The sequence below is a fragment of the Paraplanobispora siamensis genome, assembly GCF_016863175.1.
GTDB classification, from domain to species: domain Bacteria; phylum Actinomycetota; class Actinomycetes; order Streptosporangiales; family Streptosporangiaceae; genus Planobispora; species Planobispora siamensis.
The window spans coordinates 163,410-180,420 of the sequence record NZ_BOOJ01000012.1 but is presented as its reverse complement, the minus strand read 5'-3'; the positions used below and the strand labels follow the sequence as shown (position 1 = coordinate 180,420).

Here is a 17,011-nt window from a genome sequence, read left to right as displayed (position 1 = left end):
GGGTGTGACAACGCTCATAGTGGTCCGACACAATCAGATCCAATGTCCGAGCGCAGGTGATCACAGGGGGCAGGTCGCGTCGATGGCCGCGCGACCTCACCGGCGCCGCTGGGAGGCCATGGCCTTGAAGGTGGTGCAATGACCGCGGTCGTAGTAAGCCTGGTCGCCGTCGTGCTCCTCGTGCTCGTCGTCGTGGCACTGGGGATGCGGTCGATGAACCGCAGGGAGAGCGCGCTCCCCGCCGAGCGGCTGCGAGAGATGGCCGAGAAGGAGGCGTCGACGCCTACCCGGTCCACCGACGAGTTCGCCGCCAGGGAACCCAAGATGGACCATTTCACCCCCGACCTCTCGCCGTTCGACGAACCCAAGCCGCGTGCGCCGCGGCCCTCGGGCGCCCGCGGCAAGCGCGGCGTCAACGAGTTCGGCGAGCCGGACGACTACGACGACGACTACTGGACCCGGCTCCAGGCCGACGAGGGCGGCTTCGGCGGTTCCCTCGGGGCCAAGATGGGCGCCAGCCGTCCCGTCGACGAGCGGCCCCAGGTCGACCCCGACGCGGTGACCGTGCAGGCTCCCCTGCCGCACAGGCCGCAGCCGTCCCGCCCCGTCCCGGCTCCCACCCCCTCGCCCGACCCCTCCCCCGCCGTGGCCTCCATGCCCTCGGGCCTGGCCGACCTCGTCGGCCCGGTCCAGCCGGCGCCCGCCCCCAGCTCCGCGGCGCTGGCCGAGCAGAAGACCGTCACCTTCGCCGCGCCCACCCCCGGCGCCTACGGCGACCGCCCGTCGCGGCCCACCCGCCGGGGCAGCCGCGCCGCGGCGAGCACCCCGGGCGGCACGGGCACCGGCGGCGCCGGCCGTCCCACCCCGCCGAGCGACCCGCTCAACGACCCCCTGGGCGTCCCCTACTCCCGCGGCACCGGTTCCCCCACCGGCCCGATCTCCACGCCTTCCCCCGCCTCCACCGGCCCGATCGCGGCCTCCGCTCCCTCCGGTGGCTCGATCCCCGCGCGCGGCCCGGTCCCTCCCAGCGGCCCGGCATCCTCGCGCGGCCCGGTCTCCGGCGGATCCTCCATGCCTCCCATGGGGCCCACGACCAGCGGCGGCTTCCCCGCCTCGTCCCCTGCGCCCGACCCGCTGACGGCGCCGTACGGCTCCACGCCCGAGCCGGCCAAGCCCGTCTCGGACAACCCGTGGGCGCGGGCCACCACCCCCGGCTCCGGCGGCTGGTCGGCCGCCGCGAACACGGCCGACATCCTGGACGACCCCGCGCCGTCCTACAGCTCCTACCAGAACCCGGTCTACGACCCCCCGCCGGTCAGCTCCTACGAGGCCAACTCCAGCTACGAGGTCAGCTCCGGCTGGGCCACCATCGAGGACGACGTGCTCACCGGCCCGTCCCCGGCGGTCTCGACCCCGACGAACCCGTCCCGGGCCGTCTCCCCGAACGAGGGCCGTCCCGCCTCCGGCTCCACCGGCGGCTACGGCTACGAGGCCGGCTCCTACGTCTCCCCCGCCACCCCGGCCTCCCCGGCGGCCTGGCCGGAGCCCGCTCCCGGCCCCGCCTCCGGCGGCGGCTCCAACTGGCCGAGCTACGGCGACCTCTACGGCCCGGGGTCCGACGTCACCGCCCCCGACGCGCGCAGCCGTGCGGGCTCGCGGGGCGGCCACCACCGGAATCAGGAACCGGACTATCCCGACTATTACCGCTGATTTCCCCCGCGCTTCGTAAAGTACGGCGCCGGCTCCCCGGACAACGGAGGGCCGGCGCCGTACTGTCTGCCCCATGGCGATCAACACGAAAAGTGACGGATCACTAACCCTAAGTAACATCACAGCCGTGCTCCGGCATGATCTCCCCGCGTCCCTGGTGGTCTTCCTGGTGGCGGTACCGCTCTCGCTGGGCATCGCCGCCGCCTCCGGGGCTCCCCTGATGGCCGGGCTCATCGCCGGTGTGGTGGGCGGCGTCGTGGCGGGGGCCATGGGAGGCTCGGTCGTTCAAGTCAGCGGCCCGGCGGCGGGTCTGGCGCTGGTGGTCGCCGACCTCGTCAGCCGGTACGGCTGGCCGGCCACCTGCATGATCACACTGCTCGCCGGCGGCCTGCAGATGATGCTGGGCGTCTTGCGGGTGGCCCGTACGGCCCTGGCCGTCTCCCCCGCCGTGGTGCACGGCATGCTCGCCGGGGTCGGCGTGGTGATCGCCCTGTCGCAGGCGCACGTGGTCCTCGGCGGCAGCCCGCACGCCTCGGCGCTGGAGAACATCGTCGGGCTGCCCGGGCAGGTCGCGCGCGAGCACGGCGAGGCGGTCCTGGCCGGTCTGCTGACGCTGGCGGTCCTGATCGCCTGGCCCCGGCTGCCGCAGCGGGTGCGCTCCGTCCCGGCGCCGCTGGCGGCCCTGCTCTCCGCCGCGGCGGCCGCCGCCCTCCTGGGGTGGGAGGTCACCCGGATCGACCTTCCGGCGAGCCTGAGCCAGTGGTCCGCCCCGGTGTGGCCGCAGGGCGACTGGCACGGGATCGCCGGGGCGGTGGTGCTCGTCGCCCTGCTCGCCGGGGTGGAGTCCCTGCTGTGCTCGGTGGCCACCGACAAGCTCCACGACGGCGAGCGCACCGACCTGGACAGGGAGCTCACCGCCCAGGGGGCGGCCAACATCGTGACCGGCGCGCTGGGCGGGCTGCCCGTGGCGGGGGTGATCGTGCGCAGCACCACCAACGTCCGGGCGGGGGCGCGCAGCCGCTGGTCCACGGTCCTGCACGGCGTGTGGATCCTGCTGTTCGCCGTCGGCCTGGGCTGGACGGTCGCCTTCGTGCCCATGGAGGCGCTGGCCGCGCTGCTGGTCTTCATCGGCTTCCAGATGGTCAACGTCGGGCACGTGCGCAACCTGCACGGCCACCGCGAGGTGCCGGTCTACGTCGCCACCCTGGCCGGTGTGGTCCTGCTCGGCCTGGCCGAGGGCGTGCTGCTCGGTCTCGGCCTCGCCGCGCTGCTCGCGCTGCGCCGCCTCACCGGGGTGACCGTGCGGGCCCGGCCGGAGCCCTGCGGCCGTCGCTGGCACGTCCTGATCGACGGCTCGCTGACCTTCCTGGGGGTGCCGCGGCTCACCGCGGAGCTGCGCGCCGTACCGGCCGGCACCGAGGTCGACCTGGAGCTGAACATCGACTTCATGGACAACGCGGCCTTCGAGGCCGTCCACGCCTGGCGGCAGGAGCACGAGCGCGGCGGCGGGACCGTGCACATCGACGAGCTCCACGACGAGTGGTACACCATGGCCGCCAGCGGCGCCCGCCTGTTCCCGGCCAAGACCCCGCCGCGGATCCCGGACCGCTGGTGGCTGCCGTGGTCCCACCGGCGGCGCCGGGGACGGGCGGCGGGCGTCCCGGCGCCGGTCCGGCACCCGGCGCAGACCGCGCCCGACGACCTGATGGCCGGGGCCACGGAGTTCCACCGGCGTACGGCCCCGCTGATCCGCCCCGTGCTGCACGGCATGGCCCGCGTCCAGCAGCCCTCGCACCTGTTCATCACCTGCGCGGACTCGCGGGTCGTGCCGAACCTCATCACCGCCAGCGGCCCGGGCGACCTGTTCACCGTGCGCAACATCGGCAACCTCGTCCCACGCCGCGGCATGACCCCCGCGGACGACTCGGTCACCGCCGCGATCGAGTACGCCACCGGCGTCCTCGGCGTGCGGACCGTCACGGTCTGCGGCCACTCCGGGTGCGGCGCCATGGCCGCGCTGCTCGGCGGGAAGGGCACCGGGGAACTGCCCGGCCTCGACCGGTGGCTGCGCCACGGCGGTCCCAGCCTGGCCAGGTTCGTCGCCGACGGCGTGAGCGGGACCGGTCACGCGGAAGGCGGGACGGGCGAGGGCCACGGGGACGGCGGAGGGGACGGCCTCGGGGGCGGCGGCCCGCTCGACCGGCTCTGCCGGCTCAACGTGATCCAGCAGCTCGACAACCTGCGGACCCATCCGCGGGTCGACCGGCTCGTGCGGGCCGGGGAGCTGGAACTGGTGGGCCTCTACTTCGACATCGGCACCGCCCGGGTCCACATGCTCGACCGGACCGCGGCCCCCGATGCGGCCCCCACGGCGACGATCTGAGCCCGCCCCGGCCGATCCGCTCTCGGCGTACGGCTTGCGCCGGAGGTGAAATCCATGGTCCCGGCTCCCATGGGATGCGAAGAATGAGGCGGTATGAGAACCCTGGTTATCGGCGGCTCGGTCTTCCTCGGCCGGGCGATCGTGGAAGAGGCCCTGCGCCGCGGGCACGAGGTGACGACGTTCAACCGCGGGAAGAGCGGGCAGGACCTGCCCGGCGTCGAGGCGGTCAGGGGCGACCGCCACTCCTCCGACGACCTGGCGCGGCTGGCCGACGGCCGCGAGTGGGACGCCGTGATCGACGTCTGCGGGTTCGTCCCCCGGGTGGTCGGCGAATCGGTGCGCGCGCTCAACGGCAGGGCCGCCACCTACGCGTTCATCTCCAGCATCTCCGCCTGCTCCGACTGGCCCCGGACGGGCCCGACCGACGAGAGCTCCCCCCGTTTCGAATGCGCGCCCGACGCCGGTCCCGAGGACGGCGACTACGGCGTGCTCAAGGCGGGCTGCGAGCGCGCGGTGGAGCAGGGCTTCGACGGCAACGCCCTGATCATCGAGCCGGGGCTCATCCTCGGCCCCCACGAGAACGTCGGCCGGCTGCCCTGGTGGCTGACCCGGATCGACCGGGGCGGGAAGGTCCTCGCGCCGGGCGACCCGGAGATGGCGATGCAGCTCATCGACGCCCGTGACATCGCGGCCTTCACGCTCACCCAGGCCGAGGCCGGCACCGCCGACCGGTTCTTCGTCAGCGGGGTGGAGGGGAACGCCACCTACGCCGGTTTCCTGGAGGCGTGCCGGACCGTGACGGGCTCGGACGCCGAGTTCGTCTGGGTGGACGATCGGTTCCTGCTCGACCGCAAGGTCCAGCCGTGGACGGAGCTGCCGATCTGGGCTCCCCGCGACCCGGAGTTCGCCGGGGTCTGGCTGCCCTCCTCCGCCAAGGCCCGCGCGGCCGGGCTGACCTGCCGACCGGTGGCGGAGACCGTCCGCGACACGTGGGCCTGGCTCCGCGAGATCCCGGTGGAGCGGCGGCCCTCCGGCAACGAGCGGATGCGGCACGGCATCGACCCGGACAAGGAGGCCGGGATCCTGGCCGAGTGGGCGCAGGGCGGGGCGTCCGGCTGAGCTTCGGCGCCGGCGGCTCCGGAGGGCGACGAGCTCCGCCCCCTCGGTGAGCGTATTTCTCCACAGACGCCCCGGCGCCGCTCGCCTAGTTTGATCGGTGTCCGGCCTCGTCCCCCGAACGCCGGACAGCGGTCCATGCTCCCAGGGTCGCGGGTGGAGGGTGGTGTGGATCACCCTCCACCACTCGCGTGCCCGCCGTCCGGAGCGCGCTCGCCGGGACTTCGCAGCCGGGCTTCCCTGACGGGACTCCACCGCCGGGACTTCGCAACCGGGACTTCGCAACCGGGATTTCGCAACCGGAACTGCACTGGAGACCTCCGGCTCCCGCGGAGGACACTGGAGGTGCCGCCGTACCGGACGAGGGACTGACGATGGCCGATTTGAGCGCGTTGCGCCAGAGCATGGTCGCGCAGGTGCGCGAACGCCGGATCAGCGACGCCACGGCGCACGCGCTGCTGGCGGTGCCCCGGCACCTGTTCCTGCCGGAGATCCCGCCCGAGGCCGCCTACCGCAACGAGGCCATCGTGACCAGGCGCGACGCCGCCGGCCTGCCCACCAGTTCCTCGTCGCAACCGACGATCATGGCGATGATGCTCGACCAGCTCGACGTCCGTCCCGGGCAGCGGGTGCTGGAGGTCGGGGCCGGGACCGGCTACAACGCGGCGCTGCTGGCCCATCTGGTGGGGCCGCGGGGCGAGGTCGTCAGCGTCGACATCGACCCCGAGGTGGCCCGGCAGGCCGGTGACCATCTGAAGGCGGCCGGGTTCCCCGAGGTCACCGTGGCCTGCGCCGACGGGTTCGAGGGCTTCGCCGAGCGCGCGCCGTACGACCGCGTGATCGCCACCGTCGGAGTGTGGGACCTCGCCCCGGCCTGGCTGGACCAGCTGGCTCCCGGCGGGCGCCTGGTCGTGCCGCTCGACCTGCGCGGGGTGCAGCGCTCGGTGGCGATGGAGCGCGAGGGGGACCGCTGGGCCAGCCGCTCGGTGGTGGCGTGCGGGTTCATGCGTATGCGCGGCCCCTCCGCCGGGCCAGAGCTGGTACGGATCCTCGACCGCGAATCCGAGCTGATGATCTTCCTCCCGGAGGCCCGGGACGTCGGCGACGTCCTCGCGATCCTCGACGGGCCCTCAATGGAGATCCCCACCGGGGCGGGCGCCGAGGAGGCGCAGCTCCTCGACGGGCTCATCCTGTGGCTGGCGGTGCGCGAACCGCGCTGCTGCTCGCTGGCGGAGGCCCGTTCGGGACGGCTGCCGTGCCTCTCGGAGATCCCGGGCTTCGCGATCACCTTCGGAATCGTCGAGCGGGACGGCCTGTGCGTGCTCGGGACGTCCGGGACGGACGGCAGGCTGACCCTCCACGCCTACGGCCCCGGCGGCAGCCGGCTCGCCGCCGACCTCCTCGCCCACCTGCGGGAGTGGGACGCGGCGGGACGTCCCGGGTCGGACGGCCTGCGCATCGACGCCCGCCGCGGCCCCCTGCCCGCGTACGGGCGGCCCGTCGTCCCCGCGGGCGCTCAGATCATCGGGAAACGCCACACCCACCTCGTCCTGAGCTGGATGTAAAGATCCGGAGCTGGACCTGGAAGCCGCCGACTGAAACCTTCCGGCAACCATCCGGCACCGTGCGCGCACTGCCCGGAACCGATGCTATGTAGCTGAGATATCCGGTTTTCAGCAGATGGCGGATGAGAAAGAGCAGATGAGTCAGACGTTTCCTGGAGCGGTTCGGGCCACAGGATCTTCCTTCGCGGACAAGTCGCGCGGCTGGCTGGCGTACCTCCTCATCGGCGGTGTGCTCACCGTCGTCGCCCCGCTGCTCACCGCGGTCCTGCCCGGTCCGGGCCTGATGGCCCTGGGACTGCTGCAGGCGGCCTCGGTGGCGGCCGTCGTCATCGGCGTGCGCCGCAACGGGCTGGCCGACCAGTGGTCCTGGCGGCTGATCACCGCGGCCGCCGCGGTCTCCTTCGTGGAGGGCACCCTGTTCCAGGGGATCGGCTGGTACTGGCTGCAGACCCCCGCCTTCAACCTGCTGTCCCACCTCGGCACCCTGGTCTCCTACGGCCTGGCGCTCGCCGGGCTCGCGCTGCTCGGACTGGGGAGCGGCGGCTCGCGCTGGATCTCGCTGATCGACGGCGCCATCTTCAGCGTCGGCGTCTCGATGCCGTTCTGGACCTTCCTGGTCGACCCCCTGATCGACCGCGGCGCGACCCTCAACGTCGACATCGTCATGGCGATGACCATCCTCGCCGTCGACCTCATCGTGTTCGGCATGGTCGCGCGGATGCTCTTCGACGGCGGCCGGCTGCCCTGGCTGATCTTCCTTGCGGCCTCCTTCGCCCTCCTGCTGGTGGGCGACACCGCTCACATCCTCGACCTGGCCGGCGGGCAGCCGAACAGCCCGCTGGCCATCACCGCCTGGCTGGGCTGGGCGCTCCTGATCGGGACCGCCGCGTTGCACCCCAGCCTGGCGGGTGCGCGGCAGCGGCTGACGTCCTCCGCCTTCTCCGGCCGGGCGCGGGTCACCGTTTTCTTCGCCATGGCCCTGCTCAGCCCGCTGGCCTGCACCCTGATCCCGCTGATCTTCAAGACCGACGAGTTCGTCAACCCCTACGACGACGTGGCGCTCATCCTGCTGACCGTGGAGATGGCCGTCCTGTTCGTGGTGCGGCTCAACATCATCGCCGGCGTGGCCGAGAGCCGCGCCGTCGCCCTGGACGAGCAGGCCGAGCAGCTCATCGCCCAGACCGCCAAGCTGACCGTCGCCCTGCACAAGCAGGAGTCGCTCCAGCGCAGGCTCTCGCACCGCGCCTCGCGCGACCCGCTGACCGGGCTGGCCAACCGCACAGTGCTCAACGAGGCCCTCCAGGAGTCCCTGGCCGACGCCGAGACTCCGCTCGCCCTGCTCCTGCTCGACCTCGACGGATTCAAGGACGTCAACGACACCTTCGGGCACCCGGTCGGCGACGAGCTGCTGTCCCAGGTCGGCCGGCGCCTGCGCGGCATCGCCTCCCCCGGCCACACCCTCGCCCGGCTCGGCGGCGACGAGTTCGCCATGGTGCTCCCCGGCGCCGACCTCGCCACCGCGACCGCCGTCGCCCAGCAGATCCTGCACGCCCTGCAGGCGCCCTACCGCTGTGCCGGGCGCGAGCTGCACCTCACCACCAGCATCGGCGTCCTGGCCGGCATCCCCATCGCCAGCTCCTCCGAGGCGCTGCGCGACGTCGACATGGCGCTGTACGCGGCCAAGAGCGCCGGCAAGAACCAGATCGCCACCTTCGACCCGGCCCTGCGCGAGGCCCGCATGGAGCACGCGCGCCTGACCACCGGCCTGCGCCAGGCCATCGCCCAGAACGAGCTCACCCTCAACTACCAGCCCGTCGTGTCCCTCGGCAACGGCGAGATCACGGCGGTGGAGGCCCTGCTGCGCTGGACTCCCGAGGGGGGCAAGCCCGTCCGGCCGGACGTGTTCATCCCCATCGCCGAGGAGACCGGGTTGATCGTCCCGATCGGCCTGTGGGTGCTGGAGCAGGCCTGCGCCGACGCGCGCCGCTGGCACGAGGAGTACGGCATCTCGGTGACCGTGAACGTCTCCGGCCGCCAGCTGCGCGACGAGAGCTTCAGCGACGCCGTCCTGGGCGTCCTGGAGCGCCACCGGCTCCCCGAGCAGGCGCTGGTGCTGGAGATCACCGAGAGCATGCTGCTGGCCACCACTCCCGCCGAGACCCAGCGCATCATCTCCGTCCTGGCCCTGCTGCGCGAGCACGGCGTGCGCATCGCCCTGGACGACTTCGGCACCGGGTACTCGTCGCTGGCCTACCTGCGCACGCTCCCGGTCGACGTCCTCAAGATCGACCGCTCGTTCACCACCGCGCTCACCGAGGCCGACCACCACCAGACCCACGCCTTCACCAAGGCGATCGTGGAACTGGCCGGCAGCCTCAACCTGCGCACCGTCGTCGAGGGCGTGGAGTCCGGCGAGCAGGCCGGCATCCTCCAGCGGATGGGATGCCCGCTCGCGCAGGGATACCTGTTCTCGCCGCCGGTGCCCGCCCATCGGATCGACGACCTGCTGCACCTGACTCCCTGGCAGGACGCCGCCTGAGAGCGGGGGTCTCCCGCCCTCCGGGCCGGCGGCGGACACCGGCTCGCACCGGGAGCCGCTCGTCTACGCTGTACGGACGCCCGGCGCAGCCGTGCGACGTCGCCGGTGTGAGCCGTACGGCGTCGGCGTGAACTGCACGGAGCCCAGCGTGAACTGCACGGAGCCCAGCACGAGCCGAGGAGGATCCATGGCCCCGGAGACCGCACGGGTCACCTCACGGGCGGGTTCATGACGACCCAGCACGAGATCGCCCTGCTCAGGATCGCGGCGCAGCGGCTCGCCGATCCGGGAGCCGCCACCCCGGCCGAGGCCATCCGGAGGCTGGCCGCCGTACAGGCGCAGGACTACGGCGGGGCGCTCACCTCGGTCGCGCTGCGCACCCGGGCGCGCACCCGTCAGGCCGTCGAGGTCGCGCTCGACGCCGGTGAGATCGTCAGGTCATGGCCCATGCGCGGCACCCTGCATTTCGTCGCGGCCGAGGACCTGCCCTGGATGCTGGAGCTGTCGGCCGAGCGGGCCATGTCGGGCTCCGCCGCCCGCCGTACCGGCCTCGGACTCGACACGCCGGAACTCGAACGGGCCCGCGAGCTGGCCGTGGACGCGCTGGCGGGCGGGCGGCGGCTGGGCCGCGAGGATCTGCTGTCCGTGTGGCGGGAGGGCGGGCTGGCCACGGCGGGCCAGCGCGGCTATCACATGCTGGGCCATCTCGCGCGGACCGGGACGCTGTGCTTCGGGCCGGTGCGCGACGGCGAGCAGCTGATCGTGCTGATCGACGAGTGGATTCCGCGGCCGCGGCGCCTCGGACGCGAGGAGGCCCTCGGCGAGCTGGCCGGACGCTACTTCACCGGCCACGGCCCCGCCACCGTGCAGGACTTCGCCAGGTGGGCCGAGCTCGGCGTCACCGAGGCCCGCGCCGGGCTCGCGCTCGCCGCTCCCGGGCTGTCCCGTCTCGACCTCGACGGCGTCGAGCACTTCATGGACCCGCACGCGCCCGACCTGCTCGCCGCCTGCCGGAGCCGGGCCCGAAGCGTGTTCCTGCTGCCCGGCTTCGACGAGCTGATCCTCGGCTACCTGGACCGCCGCGCCGTACTGCCCGCCGAGTTCACCCGGCGCGTCTTCCCCGGCGGCGGGATCTTCCGGCCGACGGTCGTCAGCGACGGCCGCGTCATCGGGACCTGGAAGCACACCGGCCGCGGCGCCCGCCGGACCGTGGCCGCGACGCCGTTCGCCCCGTCCACCGGCGGGGACTCGGCGTTCCCCGGCGGGATCTCCGAGGAGATCGCGCGGGCGTACGCGACCCTGCCCTAACGGGTCCGGGGGCTTTGGTAGCGTCGCCCCATGCCGGATGATCCCTGCACCGTTCGGGCCGAGGTCCCCTCCGTGGAGAAGGTCTTCGACGACGACGCGGTGATCTCCCGCTTCCTCTCCGCCTGGTACGGCCCGCCCGACCGTCCCGCCGCTCCGCCTCCGGAGGCGGAGCGCCTGCCCCCGCCGTTGCGCGCGTGGTACGGCGTCACCTCGGGTTACGCCCGGCCCCTCCTGTTCAACCACAAGATCAATCCGGCCGCCAGCGTGTACGAGGACGACGGCATGCTCGGCTTCTGCGTGGACGACTTCGAGTGGCAGGAGTTCGGTGTCCCGTCCGGCGACGAGGACCCGGTGGTGCACCGGCAGCTGATCGACGGCGACACCGGCTGGGAGCCGCACGAGGAGGGCATGCGGCTGTCACAGTTCCTGGTCGCCGTGCTGCTGCACGAGACGGTTCAGGGAGCGCGGTACGGCGCCGCCGCCGACGGCCTGCCGCGCGACCGGCTCGGGCGCCTGCTCGAACCGCTGCGCCCGCTGCCCGGTCCGGAGCTGTTCACCGCGCAGTACGCGGGTGAAGGGCTGCTGGCCATCGCCTGGCCCGCTTCGGGCGCCTGGAGCGTCCGCCTCGCGGCGCGCGAGCCACAGCTGCTGGCGTACGCCGCGGCCGTGCCCGGGGTCGGGTTCGGGCCGGGTGAGTGGTGCCCGCCGGGGAGCGGTGACGGATCCTAGGAGCCGGAGACCCCGGCCGCTCTGCGGATCTTGGCCCCGCCGTACTCCCCTCGGTCGACGCACACCGGGCACGGGGGCGTGCCGTGGGCGGTCGGCCAGTATCTCCAGCCGGTCACCTGGTTGACGGCGCGGATGCGGTGGATCTCCCGGGCGGCGATCGGACGGGGGATGAAGACCTCGTATCCCCGGGGATCCTCGTGCTTGATGATCATGTCGGCGGCCTCGGCGGCGGAGACCCACGTGTGTCCCAGGTCGCAGGCCGTACGGCACCGTGGACACCCGCCCGGGCCCGGCGAGGGCGCCCGCACAATCGTTCAAGACCTGCGCCGCCGGCCGCCGCTACAACTGGTGTGCCGCCGTCCCACCGGGGGACGCGGCGGAGGTGGACGGATGGAAGCGGGTTTCCTCGGCCTCGGGCTCATGGGCCGGCCCATGGCGCTCAACCTGGTCCGCGCGGGCACGCCCCTCGTCGTCTGGAACCGCTCCCCGGAGCGGTGCGACGCCCTTCGTACGGCCGGCGCGAAGGTGGCGGCGAGCCCCGCCGAGGTGTTCGAGCGGGCCCGCGTGGTGATGCTGATGCTGGCGGACGAGGCCGCGACCGACGCCGTGCTGGAGCGCGGGACTCCCCGGTTCGCCGAGAAGGTCGCCGGGCACGTCGTCGTCCACATGGGCACGACCGCACCCGGATACTCGGCGGAGCTGGAGACCGACGTCCGCGACGCCGGGGGCGCCTATGTCGAGGCCCCGGTCTCGGGGTCGCGCGGGCCCGCCGAGGCCGGGCAGCTGGTGGCGATGCTCGCCGGGGAGCCGCAGGCCGTGGAGGAGGTCCGGCCGCTGCTCCGCCCGATGTGCCACGAGACGGTCGTGTGCGGCGCCGTCCCCTCGGCGGCGCTGACGAAGCTCGCGGTCAACCTGTTCCTGATCACGATGGTGAGCGGTCTGGCCGAGGCCGTGCACTTCGCGAACCGGCACGACCTGGACCCGGAGGTGTTCCTGCACGTACTCGACTCGGGACCGATGGCCAGCGCCGTCTCCCGCACGAAGGCCGCCAAGCTGGCAGGACGCGACTTCAGCCCCCAGGCGGCGATCGCCGACGTGCTGAAGAACAACCGGCTGATCGCGGAGGCCGCCCGCCGCTCGGGTACGGCCTCGCCCCTGCTGGACGTCTGCCTCGCCCTGTTCGGCGAGACGCTGGCGCTGGGACACGCCGAGTCGGACATGGCGGCCGTCATCCACGCCATCGAGGCCAGGACGTCCCCGCCGCCACGGCAGGAGCCCGGTGACGGCTGACGGCCGGCCGTACGGCGGTGACCGTCACGGCCCGGCGAGCGCCGCCGTCCACGCCGCCGGAGTGAGCCCGTACGCCCGTTTGAACATCCTGGTCATGTGACTCTGGTCGGCGAAGCCCGCCTCCAGCGCGGCCTCCAGCGGCGGCGTGCCACCGCTCAGCAGCCGTCGCACCCGGTCGAGCTGCCGCATCGTACGGAAACGGGTCGGGCTGGTGCCGAACGCGGCGCGGAACTGGCGGGCGAGCGCCCACCGGTCCAGTCCCGCGACCTTCTCGAGCTCCTCGACGGAGTGCCTGGTCGCCGGGTCCTCCACGATCAGCTCGCGCACGCGTGACAACGCTTCCAGCGCCAGCGTGGACCGCCTCCCCGGGCGGGTGGCGGAGTGCCGCTCCAGCATGTCCGCGACCAGCAGCGCCATGTCGATCCGCCCGAAGTCGTCGAGCGGCTCGTCGATGTCCCGCAGGCACGCCGACAGCGGTGAGCGCGCGTCGCGCCGCCGTACGACCGGATCGGCGACGAACGGCAGCGCCCGCCCGCCCAGCGCCCGCTGTACGAGGAACGGATCGACGTACAGAATCCGGTAGCCGAAGCCCTCCTCCGTCCCCGGCTTGCCGTCGTGCACCTCGTCGGGATGCAGGACGTGCCAGTCACCGGGCAGGCAGTGCCGCAGCTCTCCCCGGTAGCGGAACGTCTGCACCCCCGCCAGCGTCATCCCGATCGCGTAGGTGTCGTGCCGGTGCGGCGCGAACCCCTCACCGACCAGCGACGCCTCGAGGCGTTCGATCCCCGCCACCCCGGAGCCGAACCGCAGCCGGTGCCCACCCGCCCCTCCGGCCAGGTGGCGCCGTAACCCGTCGAGACCGCCGGCCTCGTCACCGTCGTCATCCCGCTGCCTCACTCCCCCAGGCTAACCTCCGGCCTCCGGAACGCCCCGGCGTGAGAGGACGTGAGAGGATCGGCACCGTGTCGCGAGATGTCCGCCGTCTGCTGATCGTGCACCACACCGCCTCCCCCACGCTGCGGGAGCTCTTCGAGACGGTACGGCGGGGCGCCACCACCGACGAGATCGAGGGCGTGGAGGTGGTCACCCGAGCCGCGCTGCGCGCCACCGCCGTCGACCTGTTCGAGGCCGACGGCGTAATCCTGGGCACGCCGGCCAACATCGGCTACATGAGCGGAGCGCTCAAGCACTTCTTCGACACGATCTACTACCCCTGCCTGGAGGAGACCCGGCGCCTGCCGTACGCGCTGTACGTGCACGGGAACAACGACACGACCGGCGCCGTCCGCGCGGTGGAGTCGATCGCCTCCGGCCTCGGCTGGGAGCGGGCCCACCACCCGGTGACGGTGACGGGCGCACCGGACAAGGACGACCTGGCGGCCTGCTGGGAACTCGGCGCCACCCTCGCCGCGACGATCAGCCCCGAATGACTCCGGGCGCCTCGACAGGGGACGACGCGGTCACGCTCATCCGCACGGCCGGCCGCCGCCGTAACCACCGCTCACGTTCACCCGGTAGTCGGCATGGCCGCGCTTGCCGGAGGAGTCGGAGAACGCCACGGACAGATGAACATACTCATCCCCGATGAGCTTGGACGCGCAGACGTTCTCCGCCAGGGCACTCACGCTCCCCCATCCGGGATCCCAGCCGTCCATGACGGCGGCGTCCCGATAGAAGGCCAGCACGTCCGCACGCGGTCCCGGGAAGCGGTAGGACCGACCGGCGGAGGAGATCCGGTCGTCGGGCTCGCAATCCGCCCTCTCGCTCTCGTACGGCATCGCGCCGTGCGGACGCGCCTTGAGAATCCCGATCTCACCCAGGGACGCGGCGAACCGGTTGTCATCGGCGGTGCAGCCGTAGCCCGGCATCACAGCCTCGACCGCGGCGGCGCCCGCCCCCAGGACGCCGGCACCGGCAGCCACGACCACCGCGATCCTCGCAATCTTCATGATCGGCACAATAGTGCTCACGACCGTGCTCTCTCCTGGCCTCCCCCTCCCGAGCACGGGCTCCGCCACCGACCGACGGTGTCCGTCGCCGTCCGCAGATCCAACGGCTTCGATGCGTTTCTTGACTGAGAGCATCGACCGAGCAGCTCGCGGCAGGGCGGAGCGAGCCCCTCACGACCGAACGAAGAACGAAAGCCTGGAGAGACCCCGTGATCCGCATCCTGTCCGGCGCCGGCCGGTACGCCGACCCGTACCACCGCTTCCCGGCCACCTCCGCGCGCGTCGCACAGCTCATCGCGGCGACCGGCCGGAAGGTCGAGGTGGTCGAGGACGTCGAGGGCGGCCTGGCCGACCTGTCCGGAGTCGACCTGCTCGTCGTCAACGTCGGGAACCCGCAGCCCCACGGCTCGGAGTCGGCCGAGCTTCCCGCGGCGCGGGCGGGTCTCGTCGGATACGTGCGGGACGGCGGGCCGCTTCTGGCCCTGCATGTCTCCGCGACCTCCTTCCCGACGGTCCCCGAGTGGGAGGAGATCCTCGGCGGGCGCTGGGTCGAGGGACGCTCCATGCACCCCGAGCTCGATCACGCCCGCATCCTGGTGAACACGGGCGCGCATCCGATCGTGGACGGGATCGAGGACTTCTCCGTATGGGACGAGCGCTACAGCTATCTGCGCGTCTCCCCCGAGATCCGGCCGCTGGCGTACCACCGGCACGACGGCCTTGACCACCCGCTGCTGTGGGCTCGCGAGCACCACGGCGCCCGTGTCGTCTACGACGCGCTCGGGCACGACGAGCGCTCCTACGACTCCCCGGAGCGCTGCGCCGCACTGACCGCGTCAGTCGCCTGGCTGACGGGCTGACCTCGGCGGTTTCGCGCAACGGCTCCAGAAAACCGTCATGGCGTTCTCCGAAACTTTCGGCCATCTATTGACACTTTTCGGGAGCCTCTCCAGACTGCTTCTCGGCAGAGCCCTCCGTACCCTCTGCGCCCCCTATGCCCTTCCTCCGGACATCACCGACCCGAACAGCGCCAAAGGACATCCCCATGCCGTCCCACCCTGACCGTTCCGCGTTCGACGCCGACCCCCTCATCCGGCAGAACCGCACCGCGGCCGCCACCCTCACCGTCACCGTGGACGGAGCCCCGCCGGCCGATCGGGACGTGGTCGTCAGGCAGCTGAACCACAAGTTCCTCTTCGGCTGCATCGGCTTCGACTTCATCCCCCTGGCCAACGGCGAACCCCTGCCGGGGCCCTCCGCCGGTCCGGGGGACGAGTCGGAGCTGCCGGACGAGGCCACCGCGGTGCACGACGAGGACCTGGCGGAGCGCTGGCTGGAGCTGTTCAACTTCGTCACGCTCCCCTTCTACTGGGGGCGTTTCGAGCCCGTCCGCGGCCGGCCGGACACCGAGCGGCTGCGCAAGACCGCCCGGTGGTTCGCCGACCGGGGCTGCGTGGTCAAGGGCCACCCGCTGGCCTGGCACACCGTCACCGCCGACTGGCTGCTGGACCTGCCGAACGAGGAGATCCTCCGCGAGCAGGTACGCCGGATCCACCGGGAGGTGACCGGCTTCGGCGGGCTGATCGACATGTGGGACGTCATCAACGAAGTCGTGATCATGCCGGTCTTCGACAAGTACGACAACGGCATCACCCGGATCTGCCGGGAGATGGGCCGCATCCCGATGATCAGGACGGTCTTCGACGCGGCGCGCGAGGCCAACCCGAACGCCACGCTCCTGCTCAACGACTTCGACATGTCCACCGCCTACGAGTGCCTGATCGAGGGCGTGCTCGAAGCGGGCATCAAGATCGACGCGCTCGGACTGCAGAGCCACATGCACCAGGGCTACTGGGGCGAGGAGAAGACCCTCGCCATCATCGACCGCTTCGCGCGCTACGGGCTGCCCATCCACTTCACCGAGACCACCATCGTCTCCGGGCACATCATGCCGCCGGAGATCGAGGACCTGAACGACTACCGGATCCCGGAGTGGCCGACGACGCCGGAGGGCGAGGAGCGCCAGGCCGAGGAGATCGTCCGCCACTACAAGACCCTGCTGTCCCACCCGGCTGTGGAGGGGATGACGTACTGGGGCTTCTCGGACGGCGGCTGGCTCGGCGCCCCGGGAGGTTTCGTCCGTCTCGACGGCACGCCGAAGCCCTCGTACGAGGCCCTGCACTCGCTGGTCAAGGGCGAGTGGTGGCTGGAGCCGACCACGATGACGGCCGATGACAGCGGAGTGGTCCGGTTCAGCGGGTTCCTGGGTGAGTACGAGGTCTCGGCTGGGGGAAGGACGGCGACCTTCAGACTCGACGAACCGGGGCAGGCGGAGATCAGCGTGGCCCTGTGACCCGCTTCGAGGTCACTCGTACCGCCACACCACTCGTACCGTCACCGTAGTCCCGCCGGCCGCCCCGGC

General features: G+C 72.5%; 14 protein-coding genes. 11 read left to right on the top strand and 3 right to left on the bottom strand.

Going from position 1 to position 17,011, the window contains the following annotated elements:
• Positions 1–138 precede the first annotated feature (138 nt).
• From Psi01_RS06430 to Psi01_RS06400, 7 genes are all read left to right on the top strand, one after another.
• Positions 139–1,710 carry a hypothetical protein gene (locus tag Psi01_RS06430; RefSeq protein WP_204063006.1) on the top strand — a complete coding sequence of 524 codons (1,572 nt, stop codon included), beginning with the start codon at positions 139–141 and terminating at the stop codon, positions 1,708–1,710.
• A 127-nt stretch (positions 1,711–1,837) separates the two neighbouring features.
• Complete coding sequence (locus tag Psi01_RS06425; RefSeq protein WP_239127178.1) at positions 1,838–4,093, top strand: SulP family inorganic anion transporter; 2,256 nt, start codon at positions 1,838–1,840, stop codon at positions 4,091–4,093.
• A 93-nt stretch (positions 4,094–4,186) separates the two neighbouring features.
• Positions 4,187–5,212, top strand: coding sequence for an NAD-dependent epimerase/dehydratase family protein (locus tag Psi01_RS06420; protein ID WP_204063004.1), 1,026 nt, complete (start codon positions 4,187–4,189; stop codon positions 5,210–5,212).
• Positions 5,213–5,592: 380 nt separating this feature from the next.
• Entirely contained in the window at positions 5,593–6,774 is a 1,182-nt protein-coding gene (fxlM, locus tag Psi01_RS06415) for a methyltransferase, FxLD system (protein ID WP_204063003.1), read from the top strand.
• Positions 6,775–6,910: 136 nt separating this feature from the next.
• Positions 6,911–9,313, top strand: coding sequence for a putative bifunctional diguanylate cyclase/phosphodiesterase (locus tag Psi01_RS06410; RefSeq protein WP_204063002.1), 2,403 nt, complete (start codon positions 6,911–6,913; stop codon positions 9,311–9,313).
• 228 nt (positions 9,314–9,541) lie between these two features.
• Positions 9,542–10,621: a winged helix DNA-binding domain-containing protein gene (locus Psi01_RS06405; protein ID WP_204063001.1), complete on the top strand. Its 1,080-nt coding sequence runs from the start codon at positions 9,542–9,544 to the stop codon at positions 10,619–10,621.
• A 30-nt stretch (positions 10,622–10,651) separates the two neighbouring features.
• A complete protein-coding gene (locus tag Psi01_RS06400; RefSeq protein ID WP_204063000.1) occupies positions 10,652–11,350 on the top strand; it encodes a hypothetical protein in 699 nt (232 codons plus the stop codon).
• Here Psi01_RS06400 and Psi01_RS06395 read toward each other — a convergent pair.
• On the bottom strand, positions 11,347–11,562 hold the full coding sequence (locus Psi01_RS06395) for a hypothetical protein (RefSeq protein WP_204062999.1): 216 nt from the start codon (positions 11,560–11,562) through the stop codon (positions 11,347–11,349). The two genes, Psi01_RS06400 and Psi01_RS06395, sit on opposite strands and share 4 nt — an antisense overlap.
• Positions 11,563–11,740: 178 nt before the next feature.
• On the opposite strand from Psi01_RS06395, the gene Psi01_RS06390 reads away from it, so the two are divergent.
• On the top strand, positions 11,741–12,640 hold the full coding sequence (locus Psi01_RS06390; protein ID WP_204062998.1) for an NAD(P)-dependent oxidoreductase: 900 nt from the start codon (positions 11,741–11,743) through the stop codon (positions 12,638–12,640).
• A 24-nt stretch (positions 12,641–12,664) separates the two neighbouring features.
• On the opposite strand, the gene Psi01_RS06385 is transcribed toward Psi01_RS06390, so the two are convergent.
• Positions 12,665–13,537 carry an AraC family transcriptional regulator gene (locus tag Psi01_RS06385; RefSeq protein WP_239127176.1) on the bottom strand — a complete coding sequence of 291 codons (873 nt, stop codon included), beginning with the start codon at positions 13,535–13,537 and terminating at the stop codon, positions 12,665–12,667.
• Positions 13,538–13,602: 65 nt separating this feature from the next.
• Between Psi01_RS06385 and Psi01_RS06380 the strand changes: the two genes are divergently transcribed.
• A complete protein-coding gene (locus Psi01_RS06380; RefSeq protein WP_204062997.1) occupies positions 13,603–14,070 on the top strand; it encodes a flavodoxin family protein in 468 nt (155 codons plus the stop codon).
• A 36-nt stretch (positions 14,071–14,106) separates the two neighbouring features.
• Here the strand turns inward: Psi01_RS06380 and Psi01_RS06375 are convergent, their stop codons facing one another.
• Entirely contained in the window at positions 14,107–14,724 is a 618-nt protein-coding gene (locus tag Psi01_RS06375; RefSeq protein WP_204062996.1) for a hypothetical protein, read from the bottom strand.
• Between the two features lie 74 nt (positions 14,725–14,798).
• Between Psi01_RS06375 and Psi01_RS06370 the strand changes: the two genes are divergently transcribed.
• Positions 14,799–15,449: a ThuA domain-containing protein gene (locus Psi01_RS06370; RefSeq protein ID WP_204062995.1), complete on the top strand. Its 651-nt coding sequence runs from the start codon at positions 14,799–14,801 to the stop codon at positions 15,447–15,449.
• Positions 15,450–15,634: 185 nt separating this feature from the next.
• On the top strand, positions 15,635–16,942 hold the full coding sequence (locus tag Psi01_RS06365; RefSeq protein WP_204062994.1) for an endo-1,4-beta-xylanase: 1,308 nt from the start codon (positions 15,635–15,637) through the stop codon (positions 16,940–16,942).
• Positions 16,943–17,011 lie beyond the last annotated feature (69 nt).

Bases quoted from the DNA above. Each gene is read 5' to 3' on its own strand.
- Psi01_RS06430 (WP_204063006.1), top strand. From the start codon at position 139: ATGACCGCGGTCGTAGTAAGCCTGGTCGCCGTCGTGCTCCTCGTGCTC.
- Psi01_RS06420 (WP_204063004.1), top strand. From the start codon at position 4,187: ATGAGAACCCTGGTTATCGGCGGCTCGGTCTTCCTCGGCCGGGCGATC.
- Psi01_RS06410 (WP_204063002.1), top strand. From the start codon at position 6,911: ATGAGTCAGACGTTTCCTGGAGCGGTTCGGGCCACAGGATCTTCCTTC.
- Psi01_RS06405 (WP_204063001.1), top strand. From the start codon at position 9,542: ATGACGACCCAGCACGAGATCGCCCTGCTCAGGATCGCGGCGCAGCGG.
- Psi01_RS06400 (WP_204063000.1), top strand. From the start codon at position 10,652: ATGCCGGATGATCCCTGCACCGTTCGGGCCGAGGTCCCCTCCGTGGAG.
- Psi01_RS06395 (WP_204062999.1), bottom strand. From the start codon at position 11,562: ATGATCATCAAGCACGAGGATCCCCGGGGATACGAGGTCTTCATCCCC.
- Psi01_RS06390 (WP_204062998.1), top strand. From the start codon at position 11,741: ATGGAAGCGGGTTTCCTCGGCCTCGGGCTCATGGGCCGGCCCATGGCG.
- Psi01_RS06375 (WP_204062996.1), bottom strand. From the start codon at position 14,724: ATGCTCTCAGTCAAGAAACGCATCGAAGCCGTTGGATCTGCGGACGGC.
- Psi01_RS06365 (WP_204062994.1), top strand. From the start codon at position 15,635: ATGCCGTCCCACCCTGACCGTTCCGCGTTCGACGCCGACCCCCTCATC.